Origin of the sequence: Flavicella sp. (assembly GCF_029238425.1) — a bacterium.
Classification (GTDB): Bacteria; Bacteroidota; Bacteroidia; order Flavobacteriales; family Flavobacteriaceae; genus Flavicella.
Genome location: NZ_JAQWGB010000190.1, coordinates 1 through 23,021, shown reverse-complemented (window position 1 = coordinate 23,021; position 23,021 = coordinate 1). Strand labels below are relative to the sequence as shown.

The following is a 23,021-nucleotide window of genomic DNA, read 5'->3' as shown; positions in this document are numbered from 1 at the left end:
TTAAAAGTTAGTAATTCTCAATTGATTATTTCCTAGGTCATCTACCCTATATTGTTGTAAATCATAAACGACTCCCTCAACAGGAATAGATTTGTTTTCACTATCCTTTTCATAAGTCACAGAATACCCAAGATCAAATCTATAATAAATACCATCTGAGGTACATGCGTTTTTCATTTCAGGAAAATTACTAATATCCATGGGTGTTCCGCAAGACGAAACTTCCACATGTGGACAAGCCAAATCAAAAGCCAAATATTGATCAACACTTTGCTCTCCAATTCCAGTATTATACACTATAACTCCTCTATGCCCAATATTGGGATACACCACAAATCCACTTGGAACTAACAGTTCTTGAGATTCCGGTAAATTTAAATTTATCGTAGTACTAAAAGCAATATTCGGTATAAGATTCTGATCCTGATAAGGTTCATCCGTACATCCAACGGATGCTATTAGCAAAAAAAGAATGTAAATATATTTTTTCATGTCACCTTGGGGTTTAGGAAAATTAGGCTGCAATTTACAAATAATTTGTATATTTGTCACGATCTCATTGGCTATTAGTCGCAATGAGATTTTGTTTTTATAAAAAGAAAAAGTTATGAGTGATATATCTTACTACTCTCCAGAAGGATTGAAAAAATTAAAAGACGAATTAGAGCATTTAGAATCGGTTGAAAGACCCAGAGTAACGCAAGAAATTTCTGACGCTAGAGACAAAGGTGATTTGAGTGAAAATGCTGAATACCATGCTGCAAAAGAAGAGCAATCTCATTTAGAATTTAAAATTGCTAAATTAAAAAATGTAGTTGCTAACGCTAGAATTCTAGACGAATCTCAATTAGATTTATCAAAAATATTGATTCACTCCGTAGTAAAATTAAGAAATACTGCTAATAAAATGGAGTTTACTTATACTTTAGTAGCAGACTCTGAGACAGATATTAAAAATGGAAAACTTTCTGTAAACTCTCCTATTGGAAAAGGTTTATTAGGATTGAAAGTTGGTGAAATTGCAGAAGTAAAAGTTCCTAACGGAATTATGAAATTTGAAATTTTAGAAATTTCTAGATAGTTTACTAAAATAATTCAAAAACGTACCCTTCGACAAGCTCAGGGTACATTTTTTATAAAACTTACACAAAACCCTTTCATTTATTTGAAAAGGGTTTTTTACTTTTGAAAAAAAACAAACATGGAGACTATTTTTACCAAAATCATCAATCAAGAAATTCCATCTTATAAAATTGCTGAAAACGATTCTTTTTATGCATTTCTTGACATCAATCCAAATGCTAAAGGACACACTTTGGTAATTCCAAAAAAGCCTATAGACAAATTATTCGATTTGGATGAAGAAACGTATGCTGATTTGTTTAGTTATGCTCGTAAAATTGCCCAAGCCATAGAAAAAGTAGTTCCTTGCAATAGAGTTGGCCTATCGGTAATCGGACTTGAAGTACCACATGCTCATGTACATTTGATTCCATTAAACTCTATGAATGATGCCAACTTTGCAGCACCTAAAGAAAAAATGACTTCCGAAGAATTTATTACTCTAGCTAACAAAATTGCTGAAGCGGTAGAAAATTAAAGAGGTATTTGAACTTCAAAAGTAGTTCCCACGTTTGTTTCCGATTTTTTTACAAATATCCTTCCAGCGTGGTAATCTTCTACAATTCGTTTAGACAAAGACAACCCTAGTCCCCAACCTCTTTTTTTGGTAGTGAATCCCGGTGTAAATATTTTTTTGAATTGATTTTTTGCGATTCCCTTTCCCGTATCTTGTGCTGTGATTACCATTTTATTTGACTCCCTTTTTAAACAAATAGCCAAAGCTCCCTTACCAGCCATTGCATCTATCGCATTCTTAATTAGGTTTTCTAAAACCCAAGTAAACAATTGTTCGTTGATATTTACAATTACTTCCGACTCTTGAGTTTCAAAAGCAAAAGATATATTCTTAGAACTTCTTGACTTAAAATAAGCTAGTGTTTTCTCTAATATAGGTAGCACATCCAAAGGTTCTTTTTCTGGAATAGATCCAATCTTTGAAAAACGATCTGCAATAACACTCAATCTAAGGACATCTTTTTCAATTTCTGGAACAATCAGAGGAACTGAATTATCCAATCTCATGAGCTCTACCCAACCCATTAATGAAGACAAAGGTGTTCCTATTTGATGCGCCGTTTCTTTGGCCATACCTGTCCACAATTTATTCTGTTCTGCTATTTTATTTGACTTAAAAACCAAATAGATAATACCTGAAAACAACAATAATATCAACACAAGCAGCAAAGGATAATACTGCAGTCTCGTTAACAAATCAGAATCTCTATAATAAATATGGTATTTTTTATTTTCCAAATAATTGATGACTATGGGAGTATTTTCTTTTTTCATTACCCTCAATTGATCGTACAAATATTGCTTGTCTAAAATTTTGATGGAATCTAAATTCCTATTCATAATAATAGAATCTAATTCATTGGTAACAATCATAGGAATATTATGATTACTCTCTATAATTTTTGCCTCCAGAGAAAAATCTTGATCCAAATCATCTGAACCAAAACGGTCATAAGCCTTTGCTAAAATTTCCATTTTAGAACGCTCGTTGGTTTTAAATTTTTTAGAAAAATCATACGTATTCCAAAGGATTGCGCTAACAATACCAAAAGACACAATGACGATAATATATTTGTAATATTTTTTTATCATAGAAAAATCTCAATTTGAGAAGTGTACAACAAGAACGCAAAAAAAAAACAATATTGTGCCATAATTTGGTTTTGGATTCAAAATTGACACAATACTGTTGATAAGTTCTAACAATACAATCGTGAAAAAACATTATTAAAACGATAAAAAATTATAAATTTGTATTGCTCCCTTTAAAAAGGGTCTCATCGAAAAAAAACTAATTTAATTAATAAAGAAATGCAAGTAACAGGAAAGGTTAAATTGATCAATGCAGAGCAAACATTCGGAAGTAATGGATTCAGAAAACGTGAATTAGTTGTTACTACGGAAGAACAATATCCACAATCTATTTTGATTGAATTCGTTCAAGATAAATGTGATTTACTTAACAACTATAAGGAAGGACAAGATGTTACTGTATCAATCAACTTAAGAGGAAGAGAGTGGGTGAATCCACAAGGAGAAACAAAGTATTTCAACTCTATCCAAGGGTGGAGAATTGAAGCTGCCCAAGCGGCTGGAGCTCCTGCTGGAGGGAACTCTTTTGAAACAACAAGTGCACCTGCTGCAAGCAGCAACGAACCAGATGATTTACCATTCTAAATTCATCTCATAAAGTATTTAGAGGCTATCTTTTCAGATAGCCTCTTTTTTTGGCCTAAGCTATAGAAGAATTCAAAAAATCTTTTAGCCAAGAAATCCAAAAAACTTATATTTGCCAAAAATTAAGCACATCATGCAATACAAAAGAATATTATTAAAACTGAGTGGAGAATCATTAATGGGAGAAAACCAATATGGTATTGACCCAAAAAGATTATCTGAATACGCTCAAGAAATCAAAGCCATAGTTGACAGAGGAATTGAAGTTGCTATTGTTATTGGAGGTGGTAATATTTTTAGAGGAGTTGCAGGTGCAAGTAATGGAATGGACCGTGTTCAAGGGGACTATATGGGAATGCTTGCTACTTGTATCAACGGACTTGCTTTACAGAGCGCTATAGAATCTGCTGGAGTAAGCACTCGTTTACAAACAGCAATAAAAATGGAACAAGTTGCAGAACCATTTATCAAAAGAAAAGCAGTACGCCATTTAGAAAAAGGACGTGTTGTTATTTTTGGCGCTGGAACTGGAAACCCATATTTCACAACAGATACTGCTGCAGTATTAAGAGCTATAGAAGTTTCTGCAGATGTCATTTTAAAAGGTACTCGCGTAGATGGTATTTATTCTGCGGATCCAGAAAAAGATCCAAACGCAACAAAATACGATACTATTACTTACCAGAGTGTGCTTGACAAAGGGTTAAAAATTATGGACTTAACAGCCTTCACATTGAGTCAAGAAAATAATTTACCTATTATTGTATTTGATATGGATACAGAAGGGAACTTACAAAAGTTACTTTCAGGAAATAAAATAGGAACTGTAGTTTCAGATAAAGAATAAGCTGAACAATATAAATACTCATTATGAACGAAGAAATAGAATTTATCATTGATAGTGCTAAAGAACAAATGGACAGTGCTATGGATCATTTGCTTAAAGAATTTAGTAACATTAGAGCCGGAAAAGCAACTCCTGGGATGCTAGGAAGTGTGATGGTAGACTACTACGGGTCTCAAACAAAATTGAGTCAAGTTGCCAATGTTAATACTCCAGATGGTAGAACGATTACAGTTCAACCATGGGAAAAACAATTAATTCCTGAAATTGAAAAAGGAATTTTGGTTGCCAACTTAGGCTTCAACCCAATGAACAATGGAGAGAGCATAATTATCAATGTTCCTGCTTTAACAGAGGAAAGAAGACGTGAGTTATCTAAAATTGCAAAAGCAGCTGCTGAGCACGCTAAAGTAAGTATTAGAAATGCACGTAAGGATGCTAATAACGAAATTAAAAAAACAGATATTTCAGATGACGCAAAGAAAAACTCTGAAACAGATGTTCAAACTTTAACGGATTCTTACATCAAAAAAATTGATGAAGTTTATGCTGTTAAAGATGGTGAAATAATGAAAGTATAATTTTCATTTTACAACATAAAAAAAGTCGCGTTAAAGCGACTTTTTTTATGCTTGAAGTTTAACTGATCCACTTTTTAAAATCTTTTACCTTCTCCCTGCTTACTATAATTTCAGATTCTGAAAAAGAATGCAAAATTAATTGCAGTCTACTGTTTGTATAAGATACAATATCCTTGATTGCATTGATATTTACATAAAATTTCCTGGATACTCTAAAGAATTTTTCAGGATCTACATCAGCATCAATCTCCTCTAAGGTTCCGTCCATTAAAAAAATCCGATTGCTATTTGTTGCTATATAAGTCCCTTTATTTTCGCTATAAAAACATTCAATATCATCCACAGGAATCATTTTTATATGCTGGCCTAACTTAATGGTAAATCGCTCTTTGAATTTTCTTTCTAATGGATTCACCAATAATTTTCTTATCTCATTCAAATCTACTTGCAAGGATTGTTTTTTAAGCTGATTCGCTTCAAATTTTTCAATTGCATTTTCTAACTCTTCATGATCTATCGGCTTCAATAAATAATCGATGCTATTTAATTTAAACGCTTTTAAGGCATACTCGTCATAAGCTGTGGTGAAAATAATCGCACTCTTAACGCTAACCTGTTCAAAAATCTCAAAACTCAACCCATCCGACAATTGTATATCCAACAAAATTAAATCTGGATGTTCATTTTGCTGAAACCATTCTATAGACTCTTCCACAGAATGCAAAGTAGCCAAAACACTTTTTTCCAAACCAGATAACATGCGAGTCAAGCGCCTTGCAGAAGGTTTTTCATCTTCAATAATAATTATTTTCATAGCAATCCTACCCTTAAAAATTTTCGTCGTTCATGTATTCCTGAATTTTTCTTTCTTCCCATCTTGATGTTTTTTTAAAAACACGTATCGCATGCATCAGCAGACCAAAACCCCAGCCTCCGATAGGAAACCAAAACCAATAAAAACCAGGACTATTCAATACATTTAAATAAATCAATAAGGGGATCACTACACAAAACGCTATAGCATGACCGTAAAATTCTTTAATCTCTTTTACCTTTAGCATTGCTCTGGTATATTTCTCTTCTTCTGTTAGATTTCCGTTCATATCCATAATTAGTAATTTTCTGAGTCCATAAATTCTTTTACTTTTCTTTGCTCCCATCCTTTGTTAAAACCGATCAAACGAGCTCCTTGAATGGCCATTCCCAATCCCCACCCCAACATTGGATACCAGAACCATTTATACCCCCAATAGGTTTGATAATTGATAAAAATCAAAAACGGAATTACCACACAATAGGAGACCAATCCATAATAGAAATTTTTCAACTCATCTACCCTTTTCTTGGCACGTAAATATTTTTCACTTTGATTGATATAATCTGTTTGCATCACTTTAATTTCTTTGGTTAAAAGAGGCAATTTCACTTGAAATTTTTCTGTATCTGAAATTATCTCCACTATTTTTTTTGTAATCAAGCCATAACGTTGCTTGATATTCTTAAGTCCCACTTTGGTACTTTTCTCTAAAGACGCCTTTGGTCTATTGTTATTCTCTACTACCAAATAACCATCTTTCTCATAAATCTTGATTTGAAGAGGTTTGTCTGAAGTAATCATATTGTGCTTTACCGCATTCTCAAGTAATAACTGCAAAGACAAGGGAACAATTTTATACTCTGGATTGCTTACCTCATTAGGAATAGTGTACTCTACGCCATCTTCAAACCTCATTTTTAATAACTGCATATACGACTTTGCAAATTTCAATTCCTCTTCTAAAGGAATTAAATTTTTATCCTTTTGCTCCAATACATATCGATATACTTTTGACAACCCTGTGGTAAATCTTTCAGCCTGACTTGGATTTTCCTCTATTAAGGAAGTAAGAACATTCAAACTATTGAACAAAAAATGCGGATCTAATTGATTTTTTAAGGATTCGTATTTTGCAGTTTCAGTCTTAGCAACAATCTGAGACTCTGTTACTTTTCTTTCTTGATTTCTTTTGTACCAATAAACCACATGAAAAACAACCACTATGGTTAGTGATATCCATAAGCCAAAAGAATAATACCCCCATCTTTCTCTACTCAGAAACTCAGAAAAAGAAATCTCTTTTAGATACATCCCTGTAAAAAGTCGCAACAAAAACAAGGTAATCAAGGTGACTCCTACCGCTCCTAAAATCCCTATAGCAACTCTCAACGGCCACTGTTTATCCTTCCATTTGATACTGTTTAAATAATAGAAAAAACCAACATTTGAAAAACTCAATGCAAAAGAATACAATTGGTGTATTCCAAAATTTCGTAACAATTCAGCAGCAGAATCAAATTGGAAATCTCCATAAAAGTAACTTCCCAATAGAAAAGCAACCACCCCCATTACAAAGGCAAGCAATACGTTTTTCAAAAATCTATTCATTTCTATGATTTACAGTTTTCAAGCAAAATTTTTGCACGATCTTCACCCCAATTAGGATAAAAAGGAGAAGGCAATTCAAATGTAGCAAAAAGATCTAAAGATTTTTCCAAGTCCTCTACAAATGGTTGAATATCATCACCAAAAAACTTTGCAGACCCAATATTCCATTCCGCATGACAATACACTGCTCTTGGATTTGTAGGTGCTATTTTTTCTGCTTTTTTGTATAATTTATTGATTTTTTTAGAATATTTCCTCCCGTAAGTAGCTCCATCATAAGCTACCCATACTGTATACAACAAGGCCTGCATCACTAATAACTCAGGATTATCTTCTGAAAGAGCCATCGCTTTATCTAAATAATTTTGTCCTTTTTTCAAATTAGCATCTAATACTGCAATATCCTTCTCCGCAAAGCCTGAAATAATTTCTACCTGCGCGGCATAATAATAAGGAATCCAATTGCTATTTTCTGCGTTGGCAATACGTTCAAATAAATTTACTGCCTCCGTATTTTTCTGTTGTCCCCATAAGCCAAAAGCCTGTTGCATTCCTTCTTGATAATTTGCCTGACCGCTCATCGATAAGCTAACAGCAAAAATTAAAATTGTAATCATTTTTTTCATAATAAATTGTTTTTAAGTTGCTACAAAGATGTTGTCAAATTCAGTTTTTTAAAAAACTTAGAAACCGAATTGTATATTTTTAATGATGAATTGTAATTCTCTATAAATTATCCAATTGATTGTCGGATCCTTTTTCACTTATCGTCCAGAAAAAACCAACAAAAAAGAAACTATCTGCAGCTGGTAACAAAGCCCTGCTTTCAAAAACGCCAGAACCATTTGGAGTATTTGCATACTGGTAACCGTTGATATTTTGTCTTCCCAAAGCATTATTGACGGACAGATATAAAATTTTCTGCTGCGTCAATAGATAGGCCCAATTCAAACTTAAACTACCATAAGGTGTTGTTTTCTGGTTTAAAAAACCAGTCTTATTCGGATCGGTATACGTCCTTCCGGAAGCATAAGTATAACTGAGTCCAAACTGACTTTTCCAATCTTCAATCCAATGTTTTACCACCACCGAAAAATTATGTGTGTTTACAAAATTTGGTTGCGCTTCACTTTCATAATTCTTAAAATCACGCTTGCTATCCAAATAACTATAACTTATCCAATAATCCGTATTTTTAATTGATGTATTATCTCTCCAAAAAACATCAATTCCGTTGGCAAAACCATAACCTTCCGTAGAAAAATTACTGCCATAAAAAGGAAGTTCTGTATCGTATTTTATCAAATCATCATAGCTTTTTGCATACAGCTCGGTTCTTAAAATCCTTCCATTTTTATTAAACTGATAGTTAAAAATATAATGTTGTGTTTTTCCTGATGCGAGCTCATTATTAAATTTCAAATAGGCATTGGATGCCGCTTGTTCAAAATCTCCATAGGCAAATGAAACTTGACCAAACTTTGAAACTTTATAGGCCAATGAGGCTCTTGGAGACAGAGCAGCTCTTTTTTCTAAGCTAGCATATTCTCCACGCAAGCCCATTTTAAAAGCTACGTTTTTTGATAAAAATAAATCAAACTCGCCATAGGCAGCTCCAATATTTTTTTGAAACCCCACGTTATAAGAAGGAAATATTTCATCAGAAAAATCTTCCTTAAAATCTGTTAGAAAATATTCAGCACCAAAACTCAATTGAAATCTATTTGAGAAAAACCGTTTGAATTTCATCTTGGTGTGCAATGAGTTTTCAAGGTCATCTATATCGCTTAGCTGATACTTTACTTTTGTATTTGCAACGGTATAGCTCATCCCTGTTTGAACTGACCAATTCTCAGACAAAACACCTTTGTACGAACCATTAAAATAAAAATTATCATTGGTAATGCCGTACCTAAGTCCATCACTAAAATTAATATCCTCTTGGATCACCTCTAAGCGAGAGGAATCAAAAGCCGTATATAATTTTAACAAGCCATTTTTAAAAACATGTCTGTATACCGTTTCTCCAGATAGCGCTTCATAGGGTTTGATCCATTCATTTCTATCGTAAAAAATTGAATTATAAGGCGCCAAATTCAAATAAGAGACATTGACACTTAAAGAGTTCTTATTCCATATTTGGGTATTCCCTACAGTTGCACCGACACTCATTATTCCGATATCTGTTTTTTCTTGCTGAGGTTCATTTATGGTATTTAACAACAAAACACCTGAAAGTGCCTGACCGTATTCTGCTGAATAACCCCCTGTAGAAAAAGTCATGCCTTCGAATAAAAAAGGAGAATAACGTCCTCTCGTTGGCGTATTATTCGCTGTTGTCAAATAAGGTGTAAAAACTCGAATCCCATCAATAAAAATCCGAGTCTCATCTGCCTCACCTCCCCTTACAAACAGGCGACCATCCTCAGCAACCGTAGAAGTTCCCGGCATCGTTTGAAAAGCTGCAATTGGATCTCCCAAAGCACTCGCTGTAGTCACTACATCCAAAGGTTTTAAAGTAGCAACCTTGCTATTATCTCCTGATGAAAAGGTACCTGCCGCAATGACTACTGCATCTAAAGAGCTCACATCTTCCTTTAGTTTTACTGCCAAAGAATTCATTTTCACAACATCCTCGATTATTTCCTTAGTTTCAAAAGAAACATAAGAAACCACAAGAGTTTGTTCTCCCTTTTTTTGAGTTGCAAATTCAAAATGTCCCTCAGCATCGGTCATCGTACCGGCATAGGTTCCTTTTAAATAAACATTTGCTCCAACAATGGGTTGCTTCTTTTGATTCAGAACAAATCCGCCAATATTTGTTTGAGAATAGGTTGCTATTGAAATGAGCAGCAACATCGGTACTAAAATAGAAAGTTTCATAAGACTATATTTTTTTCAAAAGTCTTATGAAAGCAGCTTTTAGGAAAGTTATACAGACTGAACTGTAAAATAATAAAGACGAACTGTTTATTTTCTTGCTTTCCGGGTTCGCTTATTCAACTTATAAATCTTATCCGCGTAATATGCTTTTAACTCTTCTAAAAAATCCATTGGATTATCATAGGTAGTCATCACAATATACGTTTGCTTCTTTTTAAAAGCTCGTAACTCCAACGTAATTTTTTGATACTGAATTTCTAAATATTCATTGGGGTCTATCTCTGAACTTTTTTCAACACCCGATTCTAAAGCAAGTAAATTGCCACTCATTACATAAGCATGAAAAGCCTGTAACTCTTCCAAACTACCATTCTCATACAATTCAATAAGCTGACTTACCGCATCCGTGGCCAAATCTTTTTGATCACTTTCTAACGAAAATTTATCGGGATGCACACAAACCATTGCCTCTCTATATAGAGCTTTCCTGTGTTTTTTCTCATAATCAGATTCCTCTTCTTCATAAGAATTCATCGGAACCACAGCCTCTTGCGCAACATAATTTTTACCTTTTTGCTTTTGTAAAAGTCGCTTTTGCTTTTTAGCTTTTTGTAGTTTTTTATATAGCGCTGTTAGTTCTTGTACCTCTACAATTTCAGACTCCAAAGCTCTTATCAAATCATTTTCAAAAGGAGCAAGCATTTTTTCTAAACGATCCAATTCGTTTTTTTTATCATGTATCTTGGATAATAAAATCTCTTTTTGAATATTATTTGACGATGGAAAATTGTTCATTTTTTAGAAACTAAATTTATTGCGTTCAAATTTCAACCTTTTTTTCAAATATTCACCTTGCCTTACCATCGATTTTAATTATTTACATAGGTTAACATTGCTAAAATTCAACAATTTACACCCCTATAAACGTTGGCAAACTCCCTATTTTACACTAATTTTGCCTCCAACCAACAATCAATCTTAAAAACTAAAGCTTTTATAGTTACAGTTTTATGAAATCTAAACCTATTAAAAATCACTTTCAATGAAAATAAAAGTGGGGTAAAAGCAGTTTTAACTGTTTTATAAACGAACCTTAAAATCGTTTGAAAAGGTTTAAATAAGAGACAATGTTAGTAAAATATATAAAAAAATACATCCCGATTGCGCTACTCCTGTTGGCGTTTTCTTTCCAAACGAAAGGACAGACTTACATTACGGATGCTTCCCCTTATTGTAATCCCTCCAATATTAACAATTATGGTTCTTTTTACATAGATTTTGTAAAGCTTGGAGATATAAATAATACTACAGCGAACAATACTGACAATTATACTTTTTATAATAGCACTTCTACGGAACTCATAATAGGAAGTTCTAATGATGCTTCTCTTCGTATTACAAGAGAATCTTGGCGTTCCAAGGTAAGCATTAGAGTATGGATTGATTTTGATGGCGACAATGATTTTGGAGGCACCAATGAAAACGTATATAGCGTTGATTTTACTTCTGCTGAAGATGGAAAAGAGGCTCAATACTTTACTTTTGATGTTCCAGCAGATGCAACAGTGGGTACCAGTAGAATGAGAGTTGCCGTAAGTGACAAATCATCGATTGATGATTGCGCTTATAGTTATGCTGCAGGTGAAGTTGAAGATTATGTCATTGAAATTGTTGGTATAAACGAAGCTCCAGTTGCAAATTGTATTGGAAATCTTGATGTAAGTCTTGATGTATCCGGAAACATCACCATCACAACTGAACAAATTGACAATGGCTCTACAGATGATAGTGGCGAATTTACTTTAAGTCTTGACAAATCAACATTTACTTGTGATGATATCGGAATCAACGAAGTTATATTAACCGTTACTGATGCAAAAGGGTTGACGGATACCTGTACAGCTACTGTTACGGTAAGTAATTACTCTGGTGTTTTTGAAGCTCCCATTATTGAGCCAACCACGGTTTATTGCGAATATAGTGCTGCAGCTCCTATAATGGATTACCAATGTGGACAACAAATTACAGGAACCACTTCAGACACAACTTATTTTGACACCGCTGGAACTTACACCATAGATTGGAGTTTCGATAACGGAAGTACCGTGGTAACTAGTACAGAGACTATCACTATTGAAACACCAGTAACACCAACCAATGTTTCAATTTCATCGATCACAGAAAATACGGCCAACATTACTTGGGGCGCTACAGGATCTTCTTATAAAGTAAGATACAAACAAACATCAAACAGTACATGGATTGAATTGACGAGTGAAACAAATAGCACCACATTGACTGGATTAAATTTCGGAACAGATTATGATGTTCAAATAGCTATTGATGCCGACTGTGCTTTGTACACCAATACAGAAAACTTTACAACCATTGATATAGCCTATTGTGATTCTGATGTGAATTTAGGAGGCAATAATTCATACTATATTAGTCAAGTAACTTTTGGAGACATCGACAACACCTCAAATAACTCTGCATCAAACTATACGTATTACAAAGATGTTTCAACGAACATAACTCCAGAAAATGCACTGAGTGGTACTATAAATTTTGAAAGAGGAAACACCTCTGTCGGGATAGTCGTGTGGATTGATTACAACAGTGATGGGGATTTCTTTGATGAAAATGAGGAAGTTTATAGCGTGGTTGTACCAACAGGCGTATCAAGTATTGACCTTCCTAATGATATTTTAGTTCCACTAAATGCCGTTGAAGGGAAATCAAGAATGCGTATTGGAATAAAACAAAGTAGCGTACCATCTTCTTCTTGTAATTTTGACTATCAAGCTGGAGAAATTGAGGATTATGATATTTTTATAAACCCAAGAGATACTAGTTCTTTTGAAGCGGCTATCATTACGCAGGTTTATCATAATAGTTCAACAGATAGATGGATTGAAATTAGTAATTCTAGTGAGGAAACAATTGATGCAAATACGCTGATTTTAGCCTTATTTCAAAATGCCACAGGAGATCAATCCGGAGTTACTCCCTCTGCAACATACACCATTCCTGTTAGTATTTCTTCAAAAAGTTCTGTACTGATAAAGAACGCTTCTGCTGTTTTAAATAATTATCAAACATCTCCTCAAACGGATGACAATATTACCAATTTTGATGGTGGAGATGATATATTAATTATTTCAACTAATGATGATGCTACCGCATGGGACAATCGATTTGATGTTGTGGAAAACATTACAAATAATACCTGTTTTGTAAGAACCGATGCAGTAAACACCTATAACTCTAGCTACAACTCTAATGAATGGGTTGCCTTTGTTGACAACTCTTTAGATCCTTATAGAGACCTTGGTAGTGGCGGACCTGAAAGACATCCACATGCTCCTTTAATTTCAGAAGTAAACAATGCAGCTAGTGGAACCAATATATTATTAGGAACACATTATTTCGATGCTACGAGTAGAATCAGTAATGCTTGGTCTAACGGAAATCCAGATAGATCAAGAAGTCTGCTAATCAATGAGAATTACGCAACAACATCGCTTTTGCCGGGTAAGTCTTTAGAGCTAGCTTCTTCTCAAAACTTGACCATCACGGACAATCTTCTTTTAATCAGTGATAACATCACTCTAAATTCTGGCAGTGAACTTAGGCTTGCTGGTACTTCTCAACTGATCCAGACACATACGGACTCCGAGAACATTTCCGGAACTGGAAACCTGTTCATTGATCAAAAATCAAATACAGCCAGTATTTACAGATTTAACTATTTAAGCTCACCGGTAAATTCAACCGGCTCTTCAAGTTATACGGTTGCCTCCGTTCTTAAAGACGGTACGGAAGCTACAAGTGCTAATTCAACGCCGCTAGACATTAATTTTATAGCAGGTTATGATGGTAATACAGGAAGTCCAATTTCAATTGCTGAATATTGGATATACACCTACACCAATGGAGATGGAGGAAGATCTAGTTGGTCTAGAAAAAGTTCTGACGGAGCTATTGGGCAAGTCGATGGTTTTACTTTAAAAGGACCTGGCGTAGCACAAAATTACACTTTTGTGGGAACTCCAAAGGACGGAAACCTTACTACCACTGTCGGAGGCTATCAATCTTACTTAGTAGGAAATCCGTATAGCTCTGCCATCAGTGCTAAAAAATTTATTGAAGATAACATAGATGCAATTGACGGTACCCTCTATTTTTGGGAGCATGCGGGTATTGAGGATGAAGACAGCTCGGAAACGGCAGGGCATAATTATGGCGGATATATAGGAGGTTATGGTACAAGAAATGCTTCTATGGGACTTGCTGCAAATAAAGTTACTTCTAATGATGATGAGAATCCAAATACACCATCTATCGGAAACGGAACCTATACCGAACCCAAAGAATATATTGCAGTAGGACAGGGATTCTTTGTTTCTAGTGATGTGGATGGGGGGACTATTAATTTTAACAATAGTCAAAGAGAGTTTATCAAACTTGGATCTCAATCTATCTTTTTCAAAGTTGGGAAACAACAAAAGGAAGCTTCTGTGACCCCTACTCCAAGCTATTACAACTCAAATTTACCTATTATAAAACTAGGATTGGACTACAACAACGGAGAAAATATAAGCATGCACCGTCAGATAGGAATATCCTTTAACCAACATAATTCTTTTGCCTTTGACAATGGGTACGACTCTTCTATGTTTGACATAGGTGAGACCGATATGTATTGGCAATTCCCAAATGATGATAATAAATACATCATTGCTGGCGTACAAGAAATTTCAGACGATTTACAAATACCTTTGGTTGTTAAAATGGGCTATTCTGGTGATATTTCTTTTACTATTGATGAATGGCAAGCAATTGACCGAATCGTTTACATAAAAGATAATTATACGGGTGTTTTATATCCACTTAACAATGGGAAAATAAGTTTATATGCTGAAGAAGGTTTATATGAGGATCGATTTGTTTTAAGTTTTTCACCTGAAGGAGTTTTAGATATTATTGACCCAGATCCTATGGAAAACCTGCTTGTCTATTTTAATATAAACACCAACGGCATTGTTGTCAAAAACTACAAGCAACAGATCACTGAAGCTGCATTATTTGATGTATTAGGAAATGAAATCCACACTTGGAGTGATTTTTCAGAAATTGAAAATGACACTTTAAAAACACCCTATTTAAAAACTGGAGTTTATATTATTCAACTAAAAATAGATGGAAAAACAATCTCTAAAAAAATTATGGCTTCAAATTATTGATATCTTTAGCTCATGAAAAGAGAAGACTTATTGATAAAAGAATTGAATCTGCAGGCACATCCCGAAGGAGGTTTTTACAAAGAAACTTATAGAAGCGAAGGTGTTATACTAGAAAAGCATCTGCCTGAGAATTTTGAAGGCAGTAGAAATTATTGCACCTCCATTTATTTTCTTCTTAAAACAAATGAATTCTCTGCTTTTCATAGAATAAACCAAGATGAAAATTGGTACTTCCATGAAGGATCAAGTTTAACAATTCACCAAATTTCTCCTGATGGGATTTATACCAAAACAGTCTTAGGATCAACTATTTTAGAAGGTGAAGTTTTCCAACATACAGTTCCAAAAAATTATTGGTTTGGAGCCACGGTCAATCAACCTGATTCTTATAGTCTTGTGGGATGTACCGTGTCACCAGGTTTTGATTTTAAAGATTTTGAATTGGCAAATTCAAAACAACTTCAAAAAAAATTCCCCGATCATAAAATTATAATCGAGGAACTTACACGTTAAGCCTTAAGGTTTATATTTTAAGGGTAAATGCACCACTTTTTTCGTTTCGAAAAAATCTTCATCAAAGAAATCCGAAAGATCATAAAGAGTTGTTGTTTGAAATACAGATAATTCTTCTGTTAAATCGCCACCTTTTAAATATAAAATTCCATTTCGTAAATCGTGATTCGACTTTTTGGCAACTTTCTTTCGTACCCATTTCACAAAATCTGGCATTGTAGTCACCGCCCTACTTACTATAAAATCGAATTCTCCCTTTACCTTTTCAGCACGCATGTGATCCGCTTTTAAATTTTTCAATTCCAACGCTTCTGCCACACCTTGCACTACTTTTATTTTTTTTCCAATGGAATCCACCAATTGAAACTCTGTTTCTGGAAACAAAATGGCTAAAGGAATTCCCGGAAATCCACCTCCAGTTCCAACATCCAAAACTTTAGAACCGGATTTAAATTCCTGGACTTTGGCTATTCCTAAAGAATGCAACACATGTCGCATGTATAATTCGTCAATATCTTTACGTGATATGACATTTATTTTTGCATTCCAATCCTTATATAACTCCTCTAATTTCTCAAATTGACTGACTTGTAATTCAGTAAGATTTGGGAAATACTTTTTTATTATTTTCATAATTCCATTAATTATGGCTCAAAAGTAACATCTTTTAACTATTTAATGGGTTATTATTATGAAATAATGAATTCTTTTGAGCTAAAAAAAGTTTATTTTTGCAGACTGATCTGTATATATATGAAAAAAATAAACTTCTCTAGAATAGACAAAGCAAAGTTTTTCAGAACTTTAAACAAGCGCGTAAACGGCTATTTTAAGGAGAATGGAATTACAAAAACTGGAAATTGGAAATTGTACTCCAAAGCGATTCTCATGTTTGTTTTATTATTCGTCCCATTTATTTTAATCCTTACAGTATCGCTACCGCAATGGGCCATGTTATTGCTTATGATAATTAGCGGTGTTGGTATGGCGGGAGTTGGTATGAATGTTATGCATGATAGCAACCATGGATCTTTTTCAAGTAAAAAATGGGTGAATACCCTAATGGGTAGCAGCATGTATGTACTTGCGGGGAATGTTTACAACTGGAAGGTACAACATAATGTATTGCACCATACTTTTACAAATATCAAAGGACATGATGAAGATATAGATGCGGGAAGAATCATCCGTTTTTCAAAACACTCTAAATGGTTAAAAATTCACCATTTGCAAAGATACTATTCTATTTTTGTCTATGGTCTTTTAACAATTAACTGGGCCATCACAACAGATTTTAAACAAACGAGTCGTTATTTAAAAAGAGGGCTCTCTTATGGTGATTTTCCAAATCCAACAAGTCAATGGATCACACTAGTCATATCAAAAGTATTATACTATGCTTTTTGGGTTGCTTTACCTATACTTGTTTTAGACATTGCATGGTGGAAAGTATTGATTGGATTTATTGCGATGCATTATACTGCTGGATTGATTTTAAGTTTGGTTTTTCAATTGGCACACGTGGTACCAAACACAGATATGCCTTTACCTGATAAAGACGGAAACTTAGAGCACACATGGGCTATACATCAATTGTACACAACCTCTAATTTTGCTCCAGACAACAAATTTGTATCCTTCTGTACAGGTGGTTTAAATCACCAAGTAGAACACCATATTTTCCCGAATATATCTCATATACATTACGGAAAACTGGCCACAATTGTGAAGGAAACTGCCAAGGAATTTAATTTACCTTATCATGAATACAAAACCATGACAAAGGCTTTGAAAGAACATTTTCATCAATTAAAAACATTGGGCGTAAATCCTGCATATCACTAATTATATAAAAAAATAAAAGTCGTACTAGACTTCTAAAATCAAATAATCAACATTTATCAAAAATGAAACAATTATCAAACAGAATTAACAGCTTACCAACTTCTGCAACTTTAGCAATGGCTGCTAAGGCAAGAGAATTGAAAGAACAAGGAAAAGACATTATCAGTTTAAGTTTAGGAGAACCTGACTTCAACACGCCTGAGTTTATTAAAGACGCTGCTATCCAAGCTGTAAATGACAATTATAACTCATACAGCCCTGTTAACGGATACTTAGATTTACGTGAGTCAATTTGTAAAAAATTCAAAAGAGACAATAACTTATCTTACAACCCAAATCAAATCGTAGTTTCTACAGGAGCAAAACAATCTATTGCAAATGTTGCTCAAGTATTATTAAATCCAGGTGACGAAGTATTATTACCTGCTCCATACTGGGTTAGTTATTCTGCTATTTCTGTATTATCTGAAGCAAGTTTTGTAGAAATCCCATCATCTATTGATACAGATTTCAAAATCACACCAGAACAACTAGAAGCAGCGATTACGCCAAAATCAAAATTAATTTTCTTTAACTCACCGAACAACCCTAGTGGGACTATTTATTCTGAAGAGGAATATAGAGCATTGGCTAAAGTTTTAGAAAAACACCCTAATATCTATGTAGTATCTGATGAAATCTACGAGCATATCAACTATGGTGCTGGAAACTTTAGTTTTGCTGCTATAGAAAGTATGTATGACAGAACTATTACAGTAAACGGTGTTGCAAAAGCATTTGCAATGACTGGTTGGAGAATTGGATACATTGGTGCTCCTGAATGGATTGCTAAAGCATGTAACAAATTACAAGGTCAAGTTACTTCTGGGGCAAATTGTATTGCTCAACGCGCTACGATCACCGCATTAGATGCCCCTGTAACGAAAATTGGCTACATGGTAGATGAATTTCATAAAAGAAGAGACATTGTCTTAGATTTATTAGGAAAAATCAAAGGATTCAAATTAAACATCCCTGAAGGTGCTTTCTATGTATTTCCAGATATTTCATACTTCTTCGGAAAAACAATCAAAGGAAACAAAATCGAGAATGCATCTGACTTTTCAATGTTCTTATTAGAACAGGCAAATATTGCTACGGTTACAGGTGAAGCTTTTGGAGCTCCAGATTGTATTCGTATGTCTTATGCGGCTTCTGAAGAACAATTGAGAGAAGCTATCGATAGAATCAAGAAAGCACTGGCTTAATCTTTTTTTAATATAAATTTAAAACTCACTACTGCTAGTAGTGAGTTTTTTTGTTATAAACATTTGTTTAGGGATTCACTCCACATTACTATTGTCTTAATCTTTTTTTATATTTTTATATACTGCCCTTAATGATTGTGTTCATTTATATCAAATTAACAGTCATGGAAAAGTTTAAAAATGTTATTGAATTTGAAAATGCAATTACCAAGAACAAAAGGATAATTGCAAAGAAGAAAAAATCCGTTCCATTCATATTATTATGTATAACCATGTTATATGTGGTATTATTTAATTTTAGTGGTCACAAATTAGATGTGTTTTTTGACAATCAGTTAGATTTTATCAAAACCTTATCTTTTAGTTTTGTCTCAATCATATGTTTGTACGGTATGTTTATTTATTACAGTATTTATAAACTTTCCAATCAATCAAAGGAGTGGAATAAATCTTTATACAATCTTTCTAAATTAGATGAAAGCATAATCCATAACCACCAACACTCCCTATAAACAGTGAGTACAATTATTCCATTTCTTTAGGGATTGATTACCCCATAGGGTGATTGTATATTTGTCAGTATTCAATAGCGTATAAGCAAAAGAAAACGACATTTATGAAACAATTCTACCCCCTAGTATTGATTGCATTGATTTTTGGTTTAGTATCCATGAAACCAAGTAGCACGGATAGACTACAAAAAAACAGCAACAAACCTTCAAAAGTATTTATCAACACCACCAACACACCCGAGATAACAATTTCTCCGAACCCTGTTCAAAAAGAATTAAGGCTACACACATCTAGCTCACTACTGATTTCATCTCTTGAAATCCACAACATCTCGGGGAAATTGATAAAAACATGTGCTGTAAAAGATTCTAAAATTGATGTTCACAACCTACCCACGGGAATCTACTACTTAAAAATAAGCACTTCTAATACCACGATAACCAGTAGGTTTATCAAAAAGTAACACTTACACCAATTAAACCTCGTTTAAAACTTATTTTTCTACGTTAAAGGAATCCTTCATTTTTTTTCAAACCGTCTGTGATATTTTTGTCTAAAACAATTAAAAAAATATTATGGCAGCAGATCCGCTATTAGGAGAAATCTCAATGTTTGCAGGAAACTTTGCCCCAAGAGGCTGGGCTTTTTGTGACGGACAATTATTACCAATTTCATCAAACCAAGCACTATTCTCCCTATTGGGAACCACTTATGGAGGTGACGGAAGAACAACTTTTGCTTTACCAGACCTAAGAGGTAGAACCCCAATTGGATCAAGAAGAGGACCTGGTTTATCAAATTACGGGGAAGGTATGCGAGGTGGACAAGAAGTACACGTTTTAGACCAATTAGAAATGCCTTCTCACAGCCATGCTGCAGCAGCTACTAGTTCCTCACAAGGAACAGCTAATATCGATGCCAAGGCAATATTACATGCTGATAGCACAGGCGCAACAAATGATCCAAACGGAAAATTTATTGCTAAAATTGACAATGTTGGTCCAAATCAAGTAAATGCTTTTGGAAGTACAGCTGATATTCAAATGAATGAAAATGCAGTTACGGTTACTGGAACTGTAGACTTATCTTCAATTCCCAATCCTATCATAACAGTTGGCAATACCGGAGGCTCACAAGCTCACAACAACATGCAACCTTACCTTGCAATTAATTACATTATAGCTTTGGTGGGAGTATTTCCATCACGCAGTTAATCAAACATAACAACTATAGAGCAAGCTGGGTACATCTATGTTTCCAGCTTGTTTTGTTCTTTAAACAATCCTTTCTACATTGGAATTTTTTTTAAAGTTATCCTAAAACACCTATCAAACCGATTGCTATGAAGAAACTTTATTCTACTAACACCTTTTTTTATTTATTTTTTATAATTCTTTTCACCTCTTTTTATTCCTTTGGACAAACTATTAATTTTGATTCTGATGGATTTGAAACGGATGAAGATTATGGTTCAGACACCTATACTAATGGGAATATAAACATCATTTCTAGCTCAGGAAACCACTACGAACATGATTCTGAAGGAGAAGGTAATTCAAGTGGACTTAACGCAGGTTATTACTATCCTAATGAAACCTTTACAATTGAAACGATTGATGGAAGTGAACTTGATTTCCAATCTTTTTATCATAATGGTTATGGTACTGCCTTCATAAACAAAATTGAAGGTTTTAAAAATGGATACAGTACAGGAACAATAACATCTGGGTTTGTAGATGGTACTAATAATTTAACCTCAGATTTTAATGATGTAGATAAAATCGTAATCACCTCAAATCTTGGTTTTTCTAGCATTTTCGATACATTCGTATTTGGTACAGCGATTGTATCAGATACGACAGCTCCAATTTTTGAAAACGGTACACCAAATGGGTCTTCAGTAACAACCACTGGTTTTACATTATCTACTGATATAGATGAAGCAGGTACAATATACTACGTAATTGTTGCTGATGGAGCTAGTGCACCAACTTCTTCAGAGGTTAAAAATGGAACTGGTAGCGGGGGAACATCTGCCGTAACAAGTGGAAACGCTGTTGTTAATTCAGGAGCATTCAATAATAATTTTAACGTCTTAAGTTTATCGCCAGGTACATCTTATGATGTGTACACCACTGCTCAAGATGATGAAGGCTCACCAAACCTACAGGTAAGCCCTAGCATAATAGATATTACTACTTTAGCTAATCTAGCAACAATTTCCACAACAGCAGCTAGTAGCATTACAACTGCCTCTGCTACGCTAGCAGGAAACGCAACAGCAAATGGTGGAGCATCAATTACTGAAAGAGGAATCGTTTATTCCATTACGAGTACAAATAGCAATCCGTTAATTAATGGTACTGGCGTTACAAAAGACACCAATGGTACGGGGACAGGAGTGTTTTCTGAATCAATTGCTAGTTTGAGTCCAAGTACTCAATATTCTTTTAAAGCGTATGCTACAAACTCTGCAGGGACTTCTTATGGTGCAGTTCAAACGTTTACCACAGCAACACCAGTTGTTTTGGCAACATTAACCACAACAGTTCAAACTGTAGTTACTACTATCTCAGCAAATCTAGGAGGTGGTATTACTGCTAATGGTGGAGGTACAATATCTGAGAAAGGAATAGTGTGGGCACTTACATCAAACCCAACTATAGCAAATACTAAAGTGGCTATGGCAGGTTCTGATTCTAACTTTTCAAACACAGTTAGTTCTCTACCTTCAAATACTACTATTCATGCAAGAGCTTATGCAACCAACTCAGCTGGAACTGCATACGGAAGTAACATTAGTTTTACAACACATCAATTAGGAACAAGTACTTTTACTGGATTAGGAGCAAATGATTCTGGTGGAACTGGTTTTAAGACCAACACAAGTAATACCAACTATGTGATAAGTAACATAATGGCGAATGATGGTACTGATATGTATATCGATCATAGTGTTCTTGGAGAATCCAAAACGTATAGTATAAAAGCAGATGGGGTGAATGCGGAGTCATTTACGTTAGATGTTTTTAATATTTATGGTTATGCAGGTCAAACTTTTGATGAAACAACCAATGTTGTTTTTAAAGATAAAAATGGTACGACCATAAGAACGATGACATTAAATTCTGACAAGTATTTATCTGGTAATGCTACTTCAATATTCTCATATTTTGACAATGGGAATAGTTCACCTGTTAATTCAGTGGCAGAAATTATTTTCACAATAGTTCCTAATTCACCAATCACTTTTGTTGAGAATTGGTCCAACAAGGATATGACAATTTCTAATGTAGTTGCACCCTCTGTTACACCAACAATCACATTTTCTGATATCGGTAAAACCTATAACGATGCCAATTTTAACTTAGGAGCTACTTCTAACTCAGCAGGAACTATTAGTTACTCAGTTGTTGCAGGTGGAACCGGAACAGCAAGTCTATCGGGTACGAATAATGAAACCGTAACTCTAGGAAATGCGGGTACCGTTACTATCCGTGCTTCTCAGGCTGCAAATGGAATATATGGTTCGAGCTCAAAGGACATTACATTAACGATAGGAAAAAAACCTTTGACCGTTACTGCAGAAGCAAAATCTAAAGTATATGG

Annotated in this window: 21 protein-coding genes and 1 pseudogene; 13 read left to right on the top strand and 9 right to left on the bottom strand. The window is 34.3% G+C overall.

The annotated features are described in order from the left end of the window. Nucleotides 1–492 (bottom strand): hypothetical protein, encoded by a 492-nt coding sequence (locus P8H68_RS12745; RefSeq protein WP_300325846.1) that lies wholly within the window; start codon nucleotides 490–492, stop codon nucleotides 1–3. Between the two features lie 115 nt (nucleotides 493–607). Between P8H68_RS12745 and greA the strand changes: the two genes are divergently transcribed. Then, nucleotides 608–1,081: a transcription elongation factor GreA gene (gene greA, locus P8H68_RS12740; protein WP_300325844.1), complete on the top strand. Its 474-nt coding sequence runs from the start codon at nucleotides 608–610 to the stop codon at nucleotides 1,079–1,081. A gap of 120 nt (nucleotides 1,082–1,201) precedes the next feature. Beyond that, nucleotides 1,202–1,600 (top strand): HIT family protein, encoded by a 399-nt coding sequence (locus P8H68_RS12735; RefSeq protein WP_300325840.1) that lies wholly within the window; start codon nucleotides 1,202–1,204, stop codon nucleotides 1,598–1,600. On the opposite strand, the gene P8H68_RS12730 is transcribed toward P8H68_RS12735, so the two are convergent. After that, nucleotides 1,597–2,730 (bottom strand): HAMP domain-containing sensor histidine kinase, encoded by a 1,134-nt coding sequence (locus P8H68_RS12730; RefSeq protein WP_300325838.1) that lies wholly within the window; start codon nucleotides 2,728–2,730, stop codon nucleotides 1,597–1,599. The two genes, P8H68_RS12735 and P8H68_RS12730, sit on opposite strands and share 4 nt — an antisense overlap. Before the next feature lie 219 nt (nucleotides 2,731–2,949). Here P8H68_RS12730 and P8H68_RS12725 point away from each other — a divergent pair, with 219 nt between their 5' ends. From P8H68_RS12725 to frr, 3 genes are all read left to right on the top strand, one after another. Beyond that, nucleotides 2,950–3,315, top strand: coding sequence for a DUF3127 domain-containing protein (locus P8H68_RS12725; RefSeq protein WP_300325835.1), 366 nt, complete (start codon nucleotides 2,950–2,952; stop codon nucleotides 3,313–3,315). A 133-nt stretch (nucleotides 3,316–3,448) separates the two neighbouring features. Beyond that, nucleotides 3,449–4,162: a UMP kinase gene (pyrH, locus tag P8H68_RS12720; protein WP_300325975.1), complete on the top strand. Its 714-nt coding sequence runs from the start codon at nucleotides 3,449–3,451 to the stop codon at nucleotides 4,160–4,162. Between the two features lie 23 nt (nucleotides 4,163–4,185). After that, complete coding sequence (gene frr, locus P8H68_RS12715) at nucleotides 4,186–4,740, top strand: ribosome recycling factor (RefSeq protein WP_300325832.1); 555 nt, start codon at nucleotides 4,186–4,188, stop codon at nucleotides 4,738–4,740. A gap of 58 nt (nucleotides 4,741–4,798) precedes the next feature. Here frr and P8H68_RS12710 read toward each other — a convergent pair whose 3' ends face one another. The 6 genes from P8H68_RS12710 to P8H68_RS12685 form a co-directional block, all read right to left on the bottom strand. After that, entirely contained in the window at nucleotides 4,799–5,554 is a 756-nt protein-coding gene (locus P8H68_RS12710; RefSeq protein WP_300325829.1) for a LytTR family DNA-binding domain-containing protein, read from the bottom strand. 13 nt (nucleotides 5,555–5,567) lie between these two features. Beyond that, complete coding sequence (locus tag P8H68_RS12705) at nucleotides 5,568–5,849, bottom strand: 2TM domain-containing protein (protein ID WP_300325826.1); 282 nt, start codon at nucleotides 5,847–5,849, stop codon at nucleotides 5,568–5,570. Nucleotides 5,850–5,851: 2 nt separating this feature from the next. Next, a complete protein-coding gene (locus P8H68_RS12700) occupies nucleotides 5,852–7,165 on the bottom strand; it encodes a histidine kinase (RefSeq protein ID WP_300325823.1) in 1,314 nt (437 codons plus the stop codon). 2 nt (nucleotides 7,166–7,167) lie between these two features. After that, nucleotides 7,168–7,791 (bottom strand): hypothetical protein, encoded by a 624-nt coding sequence (locus P8H68_RS12695; protein WP_300325820.1) that lies wholly within the window; start codon nucleotides 7,789–7,791, stop codon nucleotides 7,168–7,170. Nucleotides 7,792–7,891: 100 nt separating this feature from the next. Further along, on the bottom strand, nucleotides 7,892–10,048 hold the full coding sequence (locus tag P8H68_RS12690) for a TonB-dependent receptor (protein WP_300325816.1): 2,157 nt from the start codon (nucleotides 10,046–10,048) through the stop codon (nucleotides 7,892–7,894). 87 nt (nucleotides 10,049–10,135) lie between these two features. Continuing rightward, nucleotides 10,136–10,843, bottom strand: coding sequence for a hypothetical protein (locus P8H68_RS12685; protein ID WP_300325813.1), 708 nt, complete (start codon nucleotides 10,841–10,843; stop codon nucleotides 10,136–10,138). 332 nt (nucleotides 10,844–11,175) lie between these two features. On the opposite strand from P8H68_RS12685, the gene P8H68_RS12680 reads away from it, so the two are divergent. Further along, on the top strand, nucleotides 11,176–15,294 hold the full coding sequence (locus P8H68_RS12680; RefSeq protein ID WP_300325810.1) for a GEVED domain-containing protein: 4,119 nt from the start codon (nucleotides 11,176–11,178) through the stop codon (nucleotides 15,292–15,294). A 12-nt stretch (nucleotides 15,295–15,306) separates the two neighbouring features. Further along, complete coding sequence (locus tag P8H68_RS12675; protein ID WP_300325808.1) at nucleotides 15,307–15,807, top strand: cupin domain-containing protein; 501 nt, start codon at nucleotides 15,307–15,309, stop codon at nucleotides 15,805–15,807. A gap of 3 nt (nucleotides 15,808–15,810) precedes the next feature. Here the strand turns inward: P8H68_RS12675 and rsmG are convergent, their stop codons facing one another. Then, a complete protein-coding gene (gene rsmG / locus P8H68_RS12670) occupies nucleotides 15,811–16,440 on the bottom strand; it encodes a 16S rRNA (guanine(527)-N(7))-methyltransferase RsmG (RefSeq protein ID WP_300325805.1) in 630 nt (209 codons plus the stop codon). A gap of 120 nt (nucleotides 16,441–16,560) precedes the next feature. Here rsmG and P8H68_RS12665 point away from each other — a divergent pair, with 120 nt between their 5' ends. The 6 genes and pseudogenes from P8H68_RS12665 to P8H68_RS12640 form a co-directional block, all read left to right on the top strand. After that, complete coding sequence (locus P8H68_RS12665) at nucleotides 16,561–17,652, top strand: acyl-CoA desaturase (protein WP_300325802.1); 1,092 nt, start codon at nucleotides 16,561–16,563, stop codon at nucleotides 17,650–17,652. Nucleotides 17,653–17,714: 62 nt separating this feature from the next. Then, nucleotides 17,715–18,899 (top strand): pyridoxal phosphate-dependent aminotransferase, encoded by a 1,185-nt coding sequence (locus P8H68_RS12660; RefSeq protein WP_300325799.1) that lies wholly within the window; start codon nucleotides 17,715–17,717, stop codon nucleotides 18,897–18,899. 164 nt (nucleotides 18,900–19,063) lie between these two features. Further along, nucleotides 19,064–19,411, top strand: a complete 348-nt coding sequence (locus P8H68_RS12655) for a hypothetical protein (protein ID WP_300325796.1) — start codon at nucleotides 19,064–19,066, stop codon at nucleotides 19,409–19,411. A gap of 104 nt (nucleotides 19,412–19,515) precedes the next feature. Further along, nucleotides 19,516–19,875, top strand: a complete 360-nt coding sequence (locus P8H68_RS12650; protein WP_300325793.1) for a T9SS type A sorting domain-containing protein — start codon at nucleotides 19,516–19,518, stop codon at nucleotides 19,873–19,875. A gap of 112 nt (nucleotides 19,876–19,987) precedes the next feature. Beyond that, nucleotides 19,988–20,626 (top strand): tail fiber protein, encoded by a 639-nt coding sequence (locus P8H68_RS12645; RefSeq protein WP_300325791.1) that lies wholly within the window; start codon nucleotides 19,988–19,990, stop codon nucleotides 20,624–20,626. Between the two features lie 128 nt (nucleotides 20,627–20,754). Next, nucleotides 20,755–23,021, top strand: a pseudogene (locus tag P8H68_RS12640) (hypothetical protein); the annotation flags it as partial.